This window comes from Streptobacillus felis (assembly GCF_001559775.1).
GTDB classification, from domain to species: Bacteria; Fusobacteriota; Fusobacteriia; order Fusobacteriales; family Leptotrichiaceae; genus Streptobacillus; species Streptobacillus felis.
This window is the reverse complement of sequence record NZ_LOHX01000152.1, coordinates 16,205-32,640: the sequence shown is the minus strand read 5'-3', so window position 1 is coordinate 32,640 and position 16,436 is coordinate 16,205. Positions and strand designations below refer to the sequence as shown.

Genomic DNA, 16,436 nt, shown 5'->3' with positions numbered 1-16,436 from the left:
TAGTATATTATATTAAGATTATGTAAAATATAATATAACTTTATTATACAAGGAGTTTTTTATGATTAATCAGTTAATACATGATATAGAAAATTTTATTAAAAAAAATAATTTTCATTTTTTTATTGAGGAAATCTATGAAGAATTTAAATCATATAATAAAGATTCAATCAATATTGCATTAGAAGAACTAAAAAATATTGATAAAATATGTATCTATAATTATGGGAAAACAAAAATTGTTTATAATAATATTCTTCAAAATAAAATTTTAGATTATAAAAATGCTAAAAACTTTTTTTTAACAGAATTAAATTTAAATCCAAAAATTTCAAAAAAATTATTTAAAATAGATCCATTAACTTTAGAGGAATTTTCTAAACTTAAGAATTCCAATAATTTTGACAACAATGAAATAAAAGAAATAGAAGTTGCAATAAATAATTTAGAAAATAGTCTTAAATTAGCAACAACATTCCAACATAATCTAGTTGAAATATACGATATATCATTAAAACATATTTTGAAAAAAAGTTCAAAATTAAGATATTTAAATAATATTGGAATTTTTACCTACAGTGATTTTATTAATACAAATTTATCACCAACTATGAAAAAAAATGTATTAATAGAAATTGAAAAATATATACCTATCATAGAAAATAGGAATATAATTCACTCTGATTTTTTATCTGAAACTTTATACTACAAATATAAAGAAATTTATTATACAATCAGTAAAAATAAACTAAACTTAATTAAAAATAAAATTGAAATAGATGGATTTAATAATTTTGAACTTTTAGATTTACTATTTGATGAGTATTATAAGTCTATAAAAACATGTATAAAAATCAATAGATATTTATCAAAAAATAAACTATCAGAAAGATATTCTTATTTACAATTTAGTTATTTAAATAATATCATTAACTCATTGATAAAAAATAATGATATTTTTGAAAATGAAATAGAAAATGAAATTACTTACTTTTACTCTTACAAGTCAATATTGGAAAAAGTGATTGAATTGGATGATAAGGAAAAAGAAATTTTTACAGAAAAAATTAATGGTAAAACATTACAAACAATTGCAGAACCACTAAATCTAACAAGAGAAAGAGTAAGACAAATATTAAGCAAAATAATAAATACATTTTATAATAATGATTATTTCATAGAAGAAAATTATTCATATTTATTCCAAAACTATAACATACCTTGTAAAGCATTTGAAACTTTTAAAAGTACAAATGGTATAATTACATATAATTATTTAGATTTAAAATATTCTAAAGGAAAAAAAGAAATGAGATTTGCTTTTAGTGATAATAAAATCCCAAAATATATTAAAGAAGATTTAAATATATATTTTTATAGAGATTATTTTAATTTAGGTGATGATAAAATCAAAATAGACAGAACAAGTATAATAGTATATATATTAAAAAATCTTGCGACTGATGGAATTGATTTTGAAACGCTAACAGAACTATATAACGACGTAATAAATCATATACCTCAAAATAAAATTACCAGTAAAATAATAAATTTAGGTCGTGGAGTAATAAATCAATTATCAGATAGTAAATTTATACTTTGGAATATGGGAAAATTCAGATATTATAACATAGACAATAATGATTATACTGAATTATTAGATATTTTAAACTTAGAGCAATATAAAGATGTAGAAATATCTACATTAAAATTCCTTAGAGATTACCCAGAACTAATGAAAAAATACGATATTAGAGATCAATATGAATTACATAATCTACTAAAAAAAATATATCCATCTAAATACATAAATTATGGTCGTATGCCTACATTAGAATTTGGTCAAGCTAGTAGACAAAAACAAGTATTAGATTTACTTTTTGAAACTGCACCCATTCATAAGGATGATTTAGCATTAGAATATGAAAAGATATACGGTATTGAGAAACCAACTTTTTTTTCAAACTATTTACATGAATTAAATATGTTTATGGAAAATGACATCTTGAAAATAGACTATAATTTTTTATCAAATTATGAGTTAAAAATTCTAAAAGAAAAACTAACAGAAGATTTTTATACAACTACTGATTTAAAAAATATATTTTATGAAACTTTTGGATATGAAGAAAATGGAAAGATTAATCCTTTTACTTTAAATGAACTAAATTTTAAAAACTATGTTGGTTATGTAGTTAGTAATAAATATAATAATATACATAATTATATTATAAGCTTATTTAAAAATAATCCATTAATTGATTTATCAAAAATAAAACTTACTAATACTACAGCAACATATGCTGAGATATCTAAATTAAAAAGAAATTTTGAAATTGTGGAATATGAATATAGAAAATATATTAATATTAATGAATTAAATAAAAGAGGTGTTACAAAAGAAAAAATAAAAGAATATATTTCCCATATTTTATCAAAGTTAAATAAAGATGAAATTTTTTCTATCAAATATTTAAGAGATAAAGGATATCATTATGATATTGCTGATAACTTACCCGACTACTTTTATTCTTCAATTTTAACAGAAATGAAAGATGAAATAATTTCAAGACATTCTACAAAAAATATTTTAATGATGTTTAACTCTGATAATACTATTAAAATAATTGACGTAATTATAGAAAGAATTATTACAGATTACAATTCTTTAAAGATTGAAGACTTGATTAGTATAATAAAAGAAAAATATGGACTTATTTTTGAAAAAAATAAATTAGAATATAATATTATAGATAATAAAAATATTTTTTATGATAAAGAAAATAATATTATACAAAAATACTAGGCATCACTTGATGCCTAGTATTTTATTTTTCAGCTTTTTCTATTATTTTTTTAGCTATATCATGTGGAACTTGTTCATATCTTACAAGATTCATTTCAAAATATCCTCTACCTTGAGTCATAGATTTTAAATCATTAGAATATTTAAATGTTTCTGCCATTGGAGCTTCTGCTGATATTTCTTGTTTATCTTTTCCAACTGCTTGCATTCCTAATACTCTACCACGTTTTTTAGTAATATCTCCCATGATATCTCCAACGTTTTCTTCAGGTACAACTATTTTTAATTCCATTACTGGTTCTAATAAAACCGGTTTAGCTTCTAACATACCTTTTTTAAATGCTAGATTTGCTGCTAGTTTAAATGCCATTTCTGAAGAGTCAACATCATGATAAGATCCATCATATAATACGGCTTTAATATTTGTAACAGGATATTTAGCTAGTACTCCTTCTTTCATTGATTCTAATAAACCTTTTTCTACTGCAGGTATATATCCTTTAGGAACTACTCCTCCTACTATTTCTTCTTCAAATTCAAATTCTTTTTCTGAATGACTAAATCTAATTTTTACATCTCCATATTGTCCATGTCCACCAGATTGTTTTTTATGTTTACCTTGAACATCAGATGTACCAATAATAGTTTCTTTATATGGAACTTGTAATTCTTCAGTAACTACTTCTACACCATATCTTTCTTTTAATTTAGCTATTACAGAACTTGCATGTATTTCTCCTTGTACTCCAAGTACTGTTTGTCCAGTTTCAACAACACGTCTCCAATAAAGTGAAGAATCTTCTTCTCTAATTTTATGTAATGCTGTTGATATTTTATCTTCATCAGATTTATTTTTTGCTTCTATTGCAACTAACATTTGTTCTTTAGGGAATTTTATTTCTTCTATTGCTTCTATTTTCTCATTTTTAGCTAGAGTATCTGAATTTTGTGCAAAATTAAGTTTAGTTAGAAGAACTATATCTCCCATAGTAGCTTTTTGTAATTCTACCATTTCCCCGTGAACTAAAGTATATATTTTATTTACTTTTTCGTATTCTCTTTTGTTAACATTATATATTTCAGAATCAGCTTTAATTTCTCCTGAAAGTACTTTTACATATGATATTTTTCCAACAAATGGATCTATCACAGTTTTAAATACTTGTCCTACAAATTCTGCTATATCAATATTTTTCTTATTATCTTTTGGTGTAGGTAAATATTCTCTCATCATATCAAAAGTAGTATGTAATCCAATATTTTTATATGTTGATCCACAAACCACAGGAATTAGAGTACCATCTAATACTCCTTTTCTTAAACCTCTATGTATTTCTTCTGTTGTAAATTCTTCACCAGCAAAATATTTATCCATTAATACTTCTTCAGTTTCTGCTACAGATTCTAATAGCATTTCTCTCACTGATTGTACTTCACCTTCAAATTCTTCAGGCATTTTAACAGTTTCACATTCTTTTCCATTATATTTTCTTGCGAATAAATCAACAACATTAATATGTCCTTTAAAATCATCACCTTTTCCCCATGGTATATGGAAAGGTGCTATTTTTTTACCATATTTTTCTCTTAATTGATTTAAAATTTTTACATAATCTGCCTTATCAGAATCTATTTTATTAATAAAAATAAATTTAGGTATTTTTCTTTCTTCTGTTAATTCTAAAGCTATTTCAGTACCAACACTTAAATCTGTAGTTGCATCTATAGTTACTATAGCACCTGCTATAGCAGCTAATCCTGATTCTAATTCACCATAAAAATCTGAATAACCAGGAATATCCAATAAATTATATTTCATATTTTGATATTCTACAGCAGACAATGTTGTTGTATTTGACATTTTAAATTGTTCTGTTGGAGATGAAATTCTAGAAATTAAATTTGCTGTAAATTCTAATGATTCTAACATATTACTTTTTCCAGAACCACTATGTCCTAAAATTCCCACATTTCTAATATTATCACTGGCATATACTTTCATACCTGTACCTCCTAAAAATATTGATTACTACTATATTAACATTATAGCTTGAAAATTAAAAAAAACAAGAAGCAATAAAAAAAAAGTGCTTAAAAAATTTAAGCACTTAATATTTAAATTATCTCACTTCTCTTGCCGCATCAACTCTTACTGCATATTTAAAATATTTACCCCAGTATGAGTTATTTAAACTTGATAGTACAACACCTTGCGAAGATGAAGCATTAATAAACAATGAATTACCAATGTATACTGCTACGTGATTTACCCTATTTTCAGGTCTAAAGAATAAAATATCACCAGGTTTCATTTCAGCTCTAGCAATTTTTCTTCCTTTTTGCACTTGATCAACACTTACTCTTGGTAGTTCATATCCAAATACATCTCTAAAAACTTCTCTTGTTAAGGCTGAACAATCAATTCCACCTTGTCCAGTTCCACCTAGCCTATATTTAGTTCCAGCCCATTTATCAAATGCACTGAATAACTTATTTTTTAATATTATATTATCTAGGCTGTTGTATACACCAGACATTGACATTACTGATTCTTCAATTTCATTTATTTTCTTATCAATATATGATTGATCATGAATATATTCTGAATCAAACAATATTGAGTTTGAATCTTGCATTACTAATTCTCTTTGAGATTTTGCAGAAGATTTCTTTAGGCTTATTTTAGTTGCACTGAAACTTGTTACTGGTAAAAGTGCAAGAGATAATACTAATATCATTTTCTTGTATCTCAACATTAATTGTCTCCTTCTCTTGTATCAAAAATAAAATTCATTGGACCATCATTACTTGATTGCACATCCATATAAGTTTGAAATTTCCCTGTAGTATAAGATACATTAGTTTTATCTAATTCTTTTAAGAAATTTTCATAAATCTCATTTGCTTTTAAAGCTGGTGCAGATTCTTTAAATGAAGGTCTATTACCTTTTTTCATACTTCCATAAAGTGAAAAATTACTTATAACCATAATTTCTAAATTTTTATCCAACAATGAATAATTAATTTTTCCATCTTCATCTTCAAATATTCTAAGGTTAATTAATTTTTTAATACAGATTTGTATATCATCAAGGTCGTCTTCTTTATGAACTCCTAAATAAACTAAAAGTCCTTTACCAATAGAATTAAATGTTCCATCTTCAAATAAAACTTTTGCATTATTCACTCTTTGAATTAACATTTTCATAATCTAGACACTCCTCTCATTTTATTATAACATAAAAAATAAAAAAAAGGAAGAGTCTTTCTTCCTTAATGTATAAATTGATTATTTTTATGTAGATGGTGAGTCATACTGGAATCGAACCAGTGACACCTTGATTAAAAGTCAAGTGCTCTACCGACTGAGCTAATGACTCACATGGAGCGGGAGACGAGGGTCGAACTCGCGACATTCAGCTTGGAAGGCTGACACTCTACCAACTGAGTTACTCCCGCATACATGGTGCCTCGGGCCGGACTCGAACCGGCACGGGATTGCTCCCACAGGATTTTAAGTCCTGTGTGTCTACCATTTCACCACCAAGGCATTTCTTATTGACAAAAATTATTATACATTATTTTGATAATATTGTCAATAAAAAATTTTTAATATGATTCTAATACCGTTAAAAATATTAAGTAAAATTACAAACATAGTTATAATATTGTAAGCTTTTCTTACAAATTCATTACTTGATTTAATATTAATTCTAGTACCTAAATTTCCACCTAATATTGCTGCAGGAATAATAACAATTAAAGGATATAGATTATATCCTGAAATTCCTGTTACAAAAAAATCTATAAAATTTTTAGAAAGTTGTGAGAAAAATATTGTAGATATAGAATAAAGAGTAGCACTTTTCATACTTACTCCAAATATTAATATAAATAAAGAAACATTAATAGGCCCTCCACCTATACCTAAGAATGTTGATACTATACCTAAACCCATACTTACAACAAAATATATAAAATAACTATTTAAATTAAATGTAAACTTACACTTACTCGTATAGTATATAGATAAAGAAAGAATTATTACTGTTATTACTATTTGTATTAATTTTACAATATTATCATTTGGAAAATATGAAAGTGCATTTTTAAAAATTTGCAACCCTAATTTACCTCCCAAAATAGATCCTGTTGCAATTGCAAATAACTGTTTCCCAGCTATTTTATCACCTTGTCTAGATTTTTTTATTATGGATACTATAGACATAGTTAATACCGCTAAAGATGAATAAAAATTAATATTATCTAAATTAGAATATGATAATGCATCAAGACTTGGTTTTATTATTACACCACCACCCATACCAGATAGTGAGCCAACACTTGTTGCAAACATTATTATTATGAAATATATTATGTAAATAAGCATCTATTCCTCCTCTAATATTAAATTTATAACAGCTTCTGCACATCTTATTCCATCAACTGCTGCACTCATAATACCACCTGCATAACCTGCACCTTCACCACAAGGTATTAATCCTTTAATGCTTGAATTATATTTATCATCTCTATTTATTCTAATAGGAGATGATGTTCTACTTTCAATACCTGTAATTATAGCGTCATTTCCTGCAAAACCTCTAATTTTATCATCTAATTTAGGGAATGCTTCTCTAAGTGTTTCTGAAACAAAACTAGGAAATAATTCATTTAAATTACATAATTTATATCCTATTGAATAACTTGGTTTAACATTACCTATTTTAACACTTTCAACATTATTTATAAAATCCTTAACCATTTGTACAGGAGCTTTATAATTAGATCCACCCATTATATAAGCCTTTTCCTCTAATTCTCTTTGAAAATACATACCAGATAAATTTCCTTCTCCTAAATCATCTGGAGTTACATTAACTAAAACAGCTGAATTTGCATTTTCTAAATCTCTTTTACTATAACTCATACCATTTACTACTAGTCTATTCTTCTCACTTGATGAAGGGACAACAACTCCACCTGGACACATACAAAAAGTATATGCCCCCCTACCATTAGAAGTTCTAACATTTAATTTATATTCTGCTGGGGGTAATTTATCATAAAATTTACCATACTGTGCTTTATTAATCATATCCTGTTTGTGTTCAATTCTAACACCTATAGAAAATACTTTTTTAGATAAATCAATATTATTATCATTTAACATCTCAAACGTATCTCTAGCACTATGCCCTATTGCCAATATTGCATAATCAGTTTCCAATTCATACTCTTCATTATTTTCTAAATTTAAAATTTTAAGTTTTTTCAACTTTTTATTTTCTTCTCTATAACCAACAAACTTATTTTTAAATCTATATTCTCCACCTAAATTAATTACTTTTTTTCTTATATTTTCAACTATTTTAACTAGTTCATCTGTACCTAAGTGAGGTTTTGAAATATATGAAATAGATTCATCTGCTCCTGCCTCTATAAGTTCATCAACAACTTTTTTTATTCTAATATTATGTGTATTAGTTGTTAATTTACCATCTGAAAAAGTACCTGCTCCTCCTTCTCCGTACTGTACATTAGACTCCTCATCTAATTTACCTGTTTCAAAAAAAGTATATACGTCATTTACTCTTTCATCTACAGCTTTTCCCCTTTCAATTACTATTGGCCTAAGATTTGCTTGTGCCAAAATTAATGCTGCTAACATACCTGCAGGACCAGTACCTATAACAACAGGTCTATTTCCTACATATTCATTTATTACTTGTTGTGGATAAATGTATTCCTCGATTATTGATACATTCTTATACTTTTCTATATTATTATATACTTTTTCATCACTTTCAAAATCAATGGTATATACATATTTAATATTATTCTTATTTCTTGCATCTATAGCTTTACCAGTAATTTTAAAATTTTTTATTTCATGTTCTTTTAAAATATTTTTCATTTCTTTTTTAATATCATCTATACTATGATCTATGTCTACTTTAATATTAGTAATTCTTAACATTTTTTCTCCTATATATTTTTACCTACATGCATACCTGAAATAAAACACCAATTTAAATTATATCCTCCACAATCTCCAAATATATCTAATACTTCTCCTGTAAAATATAGTCCTGGTATAATTTTAGATTCTAAAGAATAATTATCTACCTCACTTAACCTTATACCCCCAGCTGTAACCTGAGCATTTGAAAAACCTGTTGTATCATATACTTTAAACACAAATTTTTTTAGTTTTTCAACTAATTTTTCTATAATATCATCACTTAGTTCAGAAACTTTAAAATTTAATTTTTCTATACCTACACTCTTTAATAAATAACCAGCAAACTTTTTATTCACCAATCCATTCAAGTAGTACTCTATTTCTAAATAACCTAATTGTTTTTTTCTAAAATATAGCATATCTCTTAATTCATCTTCACTATACATACTTAAAAAATCAACATGCCAATACAAAATATCCATATTATATATTGCAGTTAAATACGATAAATTAAATATACAAGGACCAGAAACACCATATGGAGTAAATAGTAATTCATTTTCATCACTTCTTAAAAATTCATCACCCTTATATACACTAAGTTTAACTTTTTGTTTTACACCTTCAAGTCCTTTTGCATATTTTTTATCTACTTTAAGTTGTACTAAAACAGGATATATTTCTGTTTTACTATGACCCATTTTATTTGCTAATTCATACCCAGATCCATTACTTCCAAGTTCTGGATAGGAGATACCTCCTGTAGCCATAACTAATCTATCTACAACTACATTCTCATTATCTAAACTAGTTACATTAAAAACATTATTTTTCTTTCTAATTTTACTAACTTCAAAATTTAATTTAACTTCTATATTTCTCATACTTTCAACTTTAAATCTTAAAGCATCTACTATAGAAGAAGCTTGATATGATAGAGGATATACCTTACCAAATTTTTCTACCTTATACTCTATACCTAAAGTCTTAAAAAAAGAAATTACATCCTGATAACTATATTCTTTAAATAATCTTTCATCTATTTTTTCCTCTATAGAAAAATAGTTCCCATAACCTGCATTAATATTTGTAAAATTACAAGTTCCATTACCTGTAATCAAAACTTTTTTTAGCATTCTATCTTTTCTTTCAAATAATATTACATCATGCCCCTTATATGCTGCATATATTGCACATAATACACCAGAGGCCCCTGCTCCAACTATTCCTACTCTCATTTATTTTTTTCTCTTTCTTTTTGCTGTTTTATTTGATCATTTAATGCAAATATACATCCACAATAACACTGTCTGTATACATCATATTCTTTACACATTTCTATACTTCTTTTATATCCATTATTTTTTTTAAAATCTGAAGGTAAATATTTAACATTATATATTTCTTGAACTTCAAATCCCAATTCATTTATTAATTTCGAATTTTTTTTAGGAGATAATGTTATTGCAGAACCAAAATAATCATAATTTAATTCTTTAGCATATTTTGCTACTATATCTAATCTCATTTGAAAACAAGTAACACATCTATTTCCACCTTCAGGCTCTTTTTCTTGTCCCTTAGTTAACTCTAAAAAGTGTTTAGGATTATATTCATCTTCAATATATCCAACTTTATTCCCAGTTTTATTATTAAAATCTTCAATAAATTTTTGTTGTACTTCACTTCTTTTAATATATTCTTGTTTAGGATGTATATTAGAGTTAGCAAATAATATTGTAACATCTGCATATTGGCACAAAAATTCTAAAGTATATGTAGAACATGGTGCACAACAGCTATGTAACAAGATTCTAGGTTTTTTTTCTGAATTTTTCCAATTTTTTATCATCTTTTCAAGTACTGTATGATAATTTATTACTTGATTTTTATTCATAGAAGATAAAATAGACAAAGCATTATCAAATTCATTTTCCTTAACAAAACTATTATTCTTAATTAAATTGAAAACCTTATCGTTTCTTCCCTGATTATCTTTCATTTCTTTTTTTAACTTCTCATATATTTCTTTTAGTTCATTTTTTTCCATTTATAATAAATATATCTCCTCATATTTTCTTTATATATTATACAATAAATATCTATATTTTAAAAGAAAAATAGGCTTACGCCTATTTAATTTCTTTTATTTTTATATTTTTGAAAGTGTTCATACTCTATCAAAATACTGTCTTTCTTTTCTATATTTATTTCATTACTATTTACCATATCTTCTAATAGTACTTGTAATTTATTTAAATCCTGATTAGAAAAATATATGTTAATTAAAGCAAAATTTACATTCTTTTTATCAAAATCTCTAGATTTTATCAGATATTTTTCTGCATATTCTAATAAATTTTCTGAAGCCATTTTTATACCTAAATCATAATTTGATATACCCATACTTTCTAATTTATTTAAGTATTTTATTAAATCATCTTTTTTATCTAAAACTTTAGCATACTTAATTAATTCTACAATTAAATTAGCATCCATATTGCTATCTTTTTCAATTGACATTAAAACATCATATGCCTTTTCTGGTTCTTCAAGAGATATATAAATTTTATTTATATTTTCTAATATATATTTAGGTGTATTTTTTTGTAAGTTTAATGCTTTAGACAAGTACTCCATAGCACCTTCCTTATTTATTTGTACAATTTCAAAATTTGCATAACCTAAATACCCTAATTGTTTGTTTTCATTATCATTACTATTTAATAATAAATCTAAATATCTTTTCGCATCATCAAACCTCTTATTTTCTAAATAAGTTAATGATAATAAGCTAAATAACTTACCTTTATCTTTTTCATTTAATTTTGAAACTATATTCTTATTTAATTTTTGTAATTTAGTTTCCTTATTATTTATTTCATATAAATAAATTAAATTTGATAAAAAAGGTAATTCTTTATAATCTGTTCTTTTCATTAATATCTCAGTTTGATTAATAGCCTCATCCATATCTCCTTCTTCCATTGCTATAGAAAGTAAATATTGATTAGACTTAATAGCAGAAAAAGATTTAGTCTCTAAATTATCTGATAATCTTCTATAATATAGTTTAGCTTCTTTTATTTTATTCTCTCTATGGTAAATATTTGCAAGATAGTAATTTGCAGATTCTATATATTTTTTATCTTCAATATTATCAATCTTTTTTTCAACTAAAATATGTAGCATAATCTTTGCCTCTTCATATCTATTTTCAGTCATTAATTTTAAAGATTTTTCAAAATCTGATTTAATACTTGCATTTAATATGATTGAAAGAGAAAGAAATAAATATATTAACAGTTTTTTCATATATTTTACCCTACTTATTTTCTTAATTCTTCTACAATCTCTGTCTTAGATTTAGTTTTATCATCTATAACTTTTATTACTTTAGCTGGCATACCAGCAACTACTACACCACTTGGAACATTTTCAGTTACAACCGCTCCTGCTGCAACAACAGAATTTGCACCTACTCTAACTCCTTCTAAAACTACAGCATTAGCTCCAATAACAACGTTATCTTCTATAACTACAGGGTCTGCTGAAGGTGGTTCAATTACTCCTGCTAAAACTGTTCCTGCTCCTATATGACAATTTTTACCTACAGTTGCTCTTCCTCCAAGTACTGCATTCATATCTATCATAGTACCTTCTCCAATTTTAGCACCTATATTTATAACAGCACCCATCATAATTACTGCCTTACTTTCAATTATTACTTTATCTCTAATAATTGCACCTGGTTCTATTCTAGCGTCAATATTTTTTATATCTAACATTGGTACTGCGGAATTTCTTCTATCACTTTCTAAATGATAATTTTTCAAATCATTTTCCTTAATAAGTTTTTCAACTTCATCCCAGTTACCTATTATTATTTTTATTTCTTTCCCTATTATTTTAACATCATATTCACCCTTTATATCTTCATCCGTATAAAGTTTAACAGGTGTTTTTCTTGTTGAATTAGCTATAAAGCTTATTATCTCTTTTGATCTTTCTAATTCTGTCATTTTTTTACTCCTCATATTTTACTATACAAATACTACCATAAATCATTATAAAATACAATTAGATTTACCTTATAATCCTATACCCCTACTGACACAGTTTCAGGTAATGTACTTCCTCCATCTATTACTATAGGAGTACCTGTAATATATGAAGATTCATCAGAACCTAAAAAAGCTGCAACTTCTCCAACTTCTTCTATAGTTCCTAAACGACCTAAAGGTACAGCACTTGCAATACCATCTATAACTGAATCTGGATTAGAAGGATTAGATTCATTTGCTATTTGTTCTGCCATAGGTGTCAATATATATCCTGGAAGTATAGCATTACATGTGATATTGTATTCTGCAGCTTCTCTTGCAACAGCTCTTGTAAATCCCATAATTGCAGCCTTAGTTGTAGCATAAGCACATTCTCCTTTATCAACAACCATAAATCCAGTTACAGATGATAAATTAACTATTCTTCCATAACCTTCTTTTTGCATATATGGCATTACAGCTTTAGTAACATTCCATACACCATTAATATTTACATTAAAATGAAAATCTCTAATTTCATCACTAGTTTCTAATAAACTTCCTAATCTAATAATACCTGCATTATTAACTAAAGTATCTATTCTTCCATATTTTTCAATAACCTTTTCTATACCATTTTTTACCTCATAAGAATTACTAACATCCATATGTATACCCATAGCTTCATACCCTAATTTTTTTAGTTCATTAACAGCATCATCTAAAGGGGCTATATCAGTTAATACAAGTTTTGCTCCATATTTACCCATTACTTTTGCAATACCAAATCCATTTCCCATTGCTGCACCAGTTACAACTACTACTTTGTTTTCTAATTTTTTCATAACAACCTCCAAAAAATATTATTACAATATATTAAACCTCACAATTTTAAAAAAAGCAATACAGTATAAAAAAGGATGCCAAATTGGCATCCTATAATTATAGATTTTCATCATTAATAGTTTCTAAGAAAGCTTTTACTGGAGGTATAATTTTAGATATACTTCCACTTTCAAATGGATTATCAAGTTTTACATCTTCTAATAATCCTAAGAAAGTTTTAGAACCACCTAAATTACATAGTCTCATGTATTTTTCCCAAGCAAGTTCTTTATTTTCTCCATTTAATTTCCACATTTGTAATGCTATAACTTGAGCTAAAGTATAGTCAATGTAATAGAAAGGCATTTCAAATATATGTCCTTGTTTGAACCAGAACAATCCTTTTTCATAAGATTCTATACCATCATAATCTCTAGTTGGTAAGTATTCTTTTTCAAGTTCTAACCATTTCATTCTTCTATCTTCAGGTGTTACATTTGGATTTTCATATACATAGTGTTGGAATTCATCAACTAATGCACCATAAGGTATGAATAAAAATGCTCCACTTAAATGATGATATTTAAATTTATCTATATCTTCTTTGAAGAATGATTCCATCCATGGCCAAGTTAAAAATTCCATACTCATAGAATGAATTTCTGCAGATTCTGAAGTTGGCCAATAATATGCTGATATATCAACATTTCTCATTGTTTGATATGATTGGAAAGCATGACCTGCTTCATGTGTTAATACTTCAACATCATGCGCAGTTCCATTAAAGTTAGCAAAAATAAATGGCATATTGTATGAATCAAGTGATGTACAGTATCCTCCACCTTGTTTACCTTTTTTACTATCTAAATCAAGCAATTCTTGTTCTACCATTTTAGAAAAGAATTCATGAGTTTCAGGTGATAATTCTTTATACATAGTTTTAGCTTTATCTACCATCCATTCTCTATCTCCTTTAGGAGTAGGGTTTCCAGTTAAGAAAGACATACCTTCATCATAATATTTTAATTTATCAACTTTAATTCTTTTTTCTTGTTTTTTTCTTAATTCAACATATAGAGGTACAACACTTTCTTTTATTTGTTTTCTATAATTTGCAACATCTTTTGCATTGTAATCTAATCTACCCATTCTTAAATATCCAACTTCAACAAAGTTTTCATATCCAAGTTTTTTAGCAATTCTATCTCTAACTTTTACCATAGAATCATATATTCTATCATATTCTTCCATATTTTCTTCAAAGAATTTACCAACTGCAATTACAGCTTCTTTTCTAACTTCTCTATCTATATTTTGAGTGTATGGAACCATTTCAGAAAGATTTCTTTCTTCTCCATCAAACATTATTTTAGCACTAGAAGTTAATTTAACATACTCTGTAGTTAACTTGTTCTCTTCTTGTAAATCTTCTACTATTTCATTTTTGAATATTTTAAGATCTAAATCTATTTTTTGAAATGCTAATTTACCAAATCTTTCTTCAAGTTCTGGTCTAAATTTAGAATTAGCAAATGCTATACCTAATTCATTACTAAATTCAGAAACTAAAGGTAAATTTTCATCATAAAATGCTTTTTCCGCTGCATAAAATTCATCAGTAGTATCTATACTATTTCTGATATATGCTAATGAATAATTTGTACCAAACTTTTTATTTAATTCATCTAATTCTAAGTACAATTCTGCAGCTTTTTCAGAACTTTCTGATTTTTCTAAATCTTCTTTAATTCTATTGTATATGCTTTTTAATTCCTCAATATCAACCCTTTTGTATTCAAAATCTTTAAAAACCATTTTCTACCTCCTATTTTTTATTCATCTTTATTTTAGCACAGATTGTATATTATTTCTAGAAATTATTAAACAGATTATAGAACTAAAGAAATATTTCCATACATATATATTCTAAAAACACCTATTACTACTAAATGTACTGGATAATAGTAATAGAACAACCATTTACTTCCTATTTCCTTACCTCTAGTTCCATCATATTTTAACAAGAAAAATAGAGAAAATAGAGTAGCAAACTGTAGTATTCCATAGAATTTATCAATAAATAATATATATATCATAGAATAAACATTAATCCATATTAAATAATCCTTAATTTGTTGCTTTTTATTATCTCTATGCATGTATAGTAAAAAAGGAATCATAAGTGCAATTGAAGACCAGTCTGCAACAAAAGTTATTAAACAAAGAATAAATATACATATATATTTAGTAATATTTTTAAATTTATCTTCCTTAAATATCCAAATTAAAAGTACTGCCATTGATAAAGGAAACATAACACTAGTTTTATTAAATAAACTTCCATCCATGACATTATACGGTACTCCAAGTCCAAAACAAAAAGCAAAGTGACTTATTAATGCAAAAAAAAATAATCTAATAAAATACTTTTTAATATCCTTAGTATAATAACATCCTTCAGCAATAAAATACCACATTATGGGAGCAGTAAGTCTACCTATGATATGCATAATTATAGGAACTAATTCCTTAGATAACCCCGGATACATTAACCAAGTAATATGATCTATAGTCATTGCAATAATTGCAATAAGCTTTAATTCTGTAGCCGAAAAACTTATTTTACAATTTTTTTCATATCTATTCACTTCCTTTATATATGTAAAATTTCAACTATATTCTAACATAAAATATATTGATTTACTACAACTTATACTTAATAGATTACAACTTATCCAATATTTATTGATTTAATAAGAATAATATAATATAGTATATGTAAGAAATGGAGGTAATT

At 25.7% G+C, this 16,436-nt stretch carries 13 protein-coding genes and 3 tRNA genes; 1 reads left to right on the top strand and 15 read right to left on the bottom strand.

Features of this window, described 5'->3' with window-relative positions; all coding sequences use genetic code 11:
- Positions 1 to 61 precede the first annotated feature (61 nt).
- Complete coding sequence (locus AYC60_RS02790) at positions 62 to 2,806, top strand: sigma factor-like helix-turn-helix DNA-binding protein (protein ID WP_067321014.1); 2,745 nt, start codon at positions 62 to 64, stop codon at positions 2,804 to 2,806.
- Between the two features lie 22 nt (positions 2,807 to 2,828).
- Here the strand turns inward: AYC60_RS02790 and AYC60_RS02785 are convergent, their stop codons facing one another.
- From AYC60_RS02785 to AYC60_RS02715, 15 genes are all read right to left on the bottom strand, one after another.
- On the bottom strand, positions 2,829 to 4,808 hold the full coding sequence (locus AYC60_RS02785) for an elongation factor G (RefSeq protein WP_067321011.1): 1,980 nt from the start codon (positions 4,806 to 4,808) through the stop codon (positions 2,829 to 2,831).
- 118 nt (positions 4,809 to 4,926) lie between these two features.
- Positions 4,927 to 5,562, bottom strand: a complete 636-nt coding sequence (locus tag AYC60_RS02780) for a C40 family peptidase (RefSeq protein WP_067321009.1) — start codon at positions 5,560 to 5,562, stop codon at positions 4,927 to 4,929.
- Positions 5,562 to 6,014, bottom strand: a complete 453-nt coding sequence (gene dtd, locus AYC60_RS02775; RefSeq protein WP_067321006.1) for a D-aminoacyl-tRNA deacylase — start codon at positions 6,012 to 6,014, stop codon at positions 5,562 to 5,564. Before dtd ends, AYC60_RS02780 begins: the two co-directional genes overlap by 1 nt.
- A gap of 96 nt (positions 6,015 to 6,110) precedes the next feature.
- Positions 6,111 to 6,186: transfer RNA gene (locus AYC60_RS02770), tRNA-Lys, on the bottom strand.
- 3 nt (positions 6,187 to 6,189) lie between these two features.
- Positions 6,190 to 6,265, bottom strand: a tRNA-Gly gene (locus tag AYC60_RS02765).
- Between the two features lie 5 nt (positions 6,266 to 6,270).
- Positions 6,271 to 6,356: transfer RNA gene (locus tag AYC60_RS02760), tRNA-Leu, on the bottom strand.
- Between the two features lie 45 nt (positions 6,357 to 6,401).
- Entirely contained in the window at positions 6,402 to 7,196 is a 795-nt protein-coding gene (locus AYC60_RS02755; RefSeq protein ID WP_067321004.1) for a sulfite exporter TauE/SafE family protein, read from the bottom strand.
- Positions 7,197 to 8,786 carry an NAD(P)/FAD-dependent oxidoreductase gene (locus AYC60_RS02750; RefSeq protein ID WP_067321001.1) on the bottom strand — a complete coding sequence of 530 codons (1,590 nt, stop codon included), beginning with the start codon at positions 8,784 to 8,786 and terminating at the stop codon, positions 7,197 to 7,199.
- An 8-nt stretch (positions 8,787 to 8,794) separates the two neighbouring features.
- Positions 8,795 to 10,009: a BaiN/RdsA family NAD(P)/FAD-dependent oxidoreductase gene (locus AYC60_RS02745; protein WP_067320998.1), complete on the bottom strand. Its 1,215-nt coding sequence runs from the start codon at positions 10,007 to 10,009 to the stop codon at positions 8,795 to 8,797.
- The gene (locus AYC60_RS02740) at positions 10,006 to 10,821 is read right to left on the bottom strand and encodes an epoxyqueuosine reductase QueH (RefSeq protein WP_414162577.1); all 816 of its coding nucleotides are present in this window, start codon (positions 10,819 to 10,821) and stop codon (positions 10,006 to 10,008) included. The genes AYC60_RS02745 and AYC60_RS02740 overlap by 4 nt, the downstream gene beginning before the upstream one ends.
- 86 nt (positions 10,822 to 10,907) lie before the next feature.
- Complete coding sequence (locus tag AYC60_RS02735) at positions 10,908 to 12,086, bottom strand: tetratricopeptide repeat protein (RefSeq protein WP_067320996.1); 1,179 nt, start codon at positions 12,084 to 12,086, stop codon at positions 10,908 to 10,910.
- Between the two features lie 14 nt (positions 12,087 to 12,100).
- Positions 12,101 to 12,793, bottom strand: a complete 693-nt coding sequence (gene dapD / locus AYC60_RS02730; RefSeq protein ID WP_067320994.1) for a 2,3,4,5-tetrahydropyridine-2,6-dicarboxylate N-acetyltransferase — start codon at positions 12,791 to 12,793, stop codon at positions 12,101 to 12,103.
- Positions 12,794 to 12,870: 77 nt separating this feature from the next.
- Positions 12,871 to 13,659: an SDR family oxidoreductase UcpA gene (gene ucpA, locus AYC60_RS02725; protein WP_067320991.1), complete on the bottom strand. Its 789-nt coding sequence runs from the start codon at positions 13,657 to 13,659 to the stop codon at positions 12,871 to 12,873.
- A 97-nt stretch (positions 13,660 to 13,756) separates the two neighbouring features.
- Positions 13,757 to 15,454 (bottom strand): M3 family oligoendopeptidase, encoded by a 1,698-nt coding sequence (locus tag AYC60_RS02720; RefSeq protein WP_067320990.1) that lies wholly within the window; start codon positions 15,452 to 15,454, stop codon positions 13,757 to 13,759.
- A gap of 74 nt (positions 15,455 to 15,528) precedes the next feature.
- Positions 15,529 to 16,287, bottom strand: coding sequence for a TraX family protein (locus tag AYC60_RS02715; protein WP_231724618.1), 759 nt, complete (start codon positions 16,285 to 16,287; stop codon positions 15,529 to 15,531).
- Positions 16,288 to 16,436 lie beyond the last annotated feature (149 nt).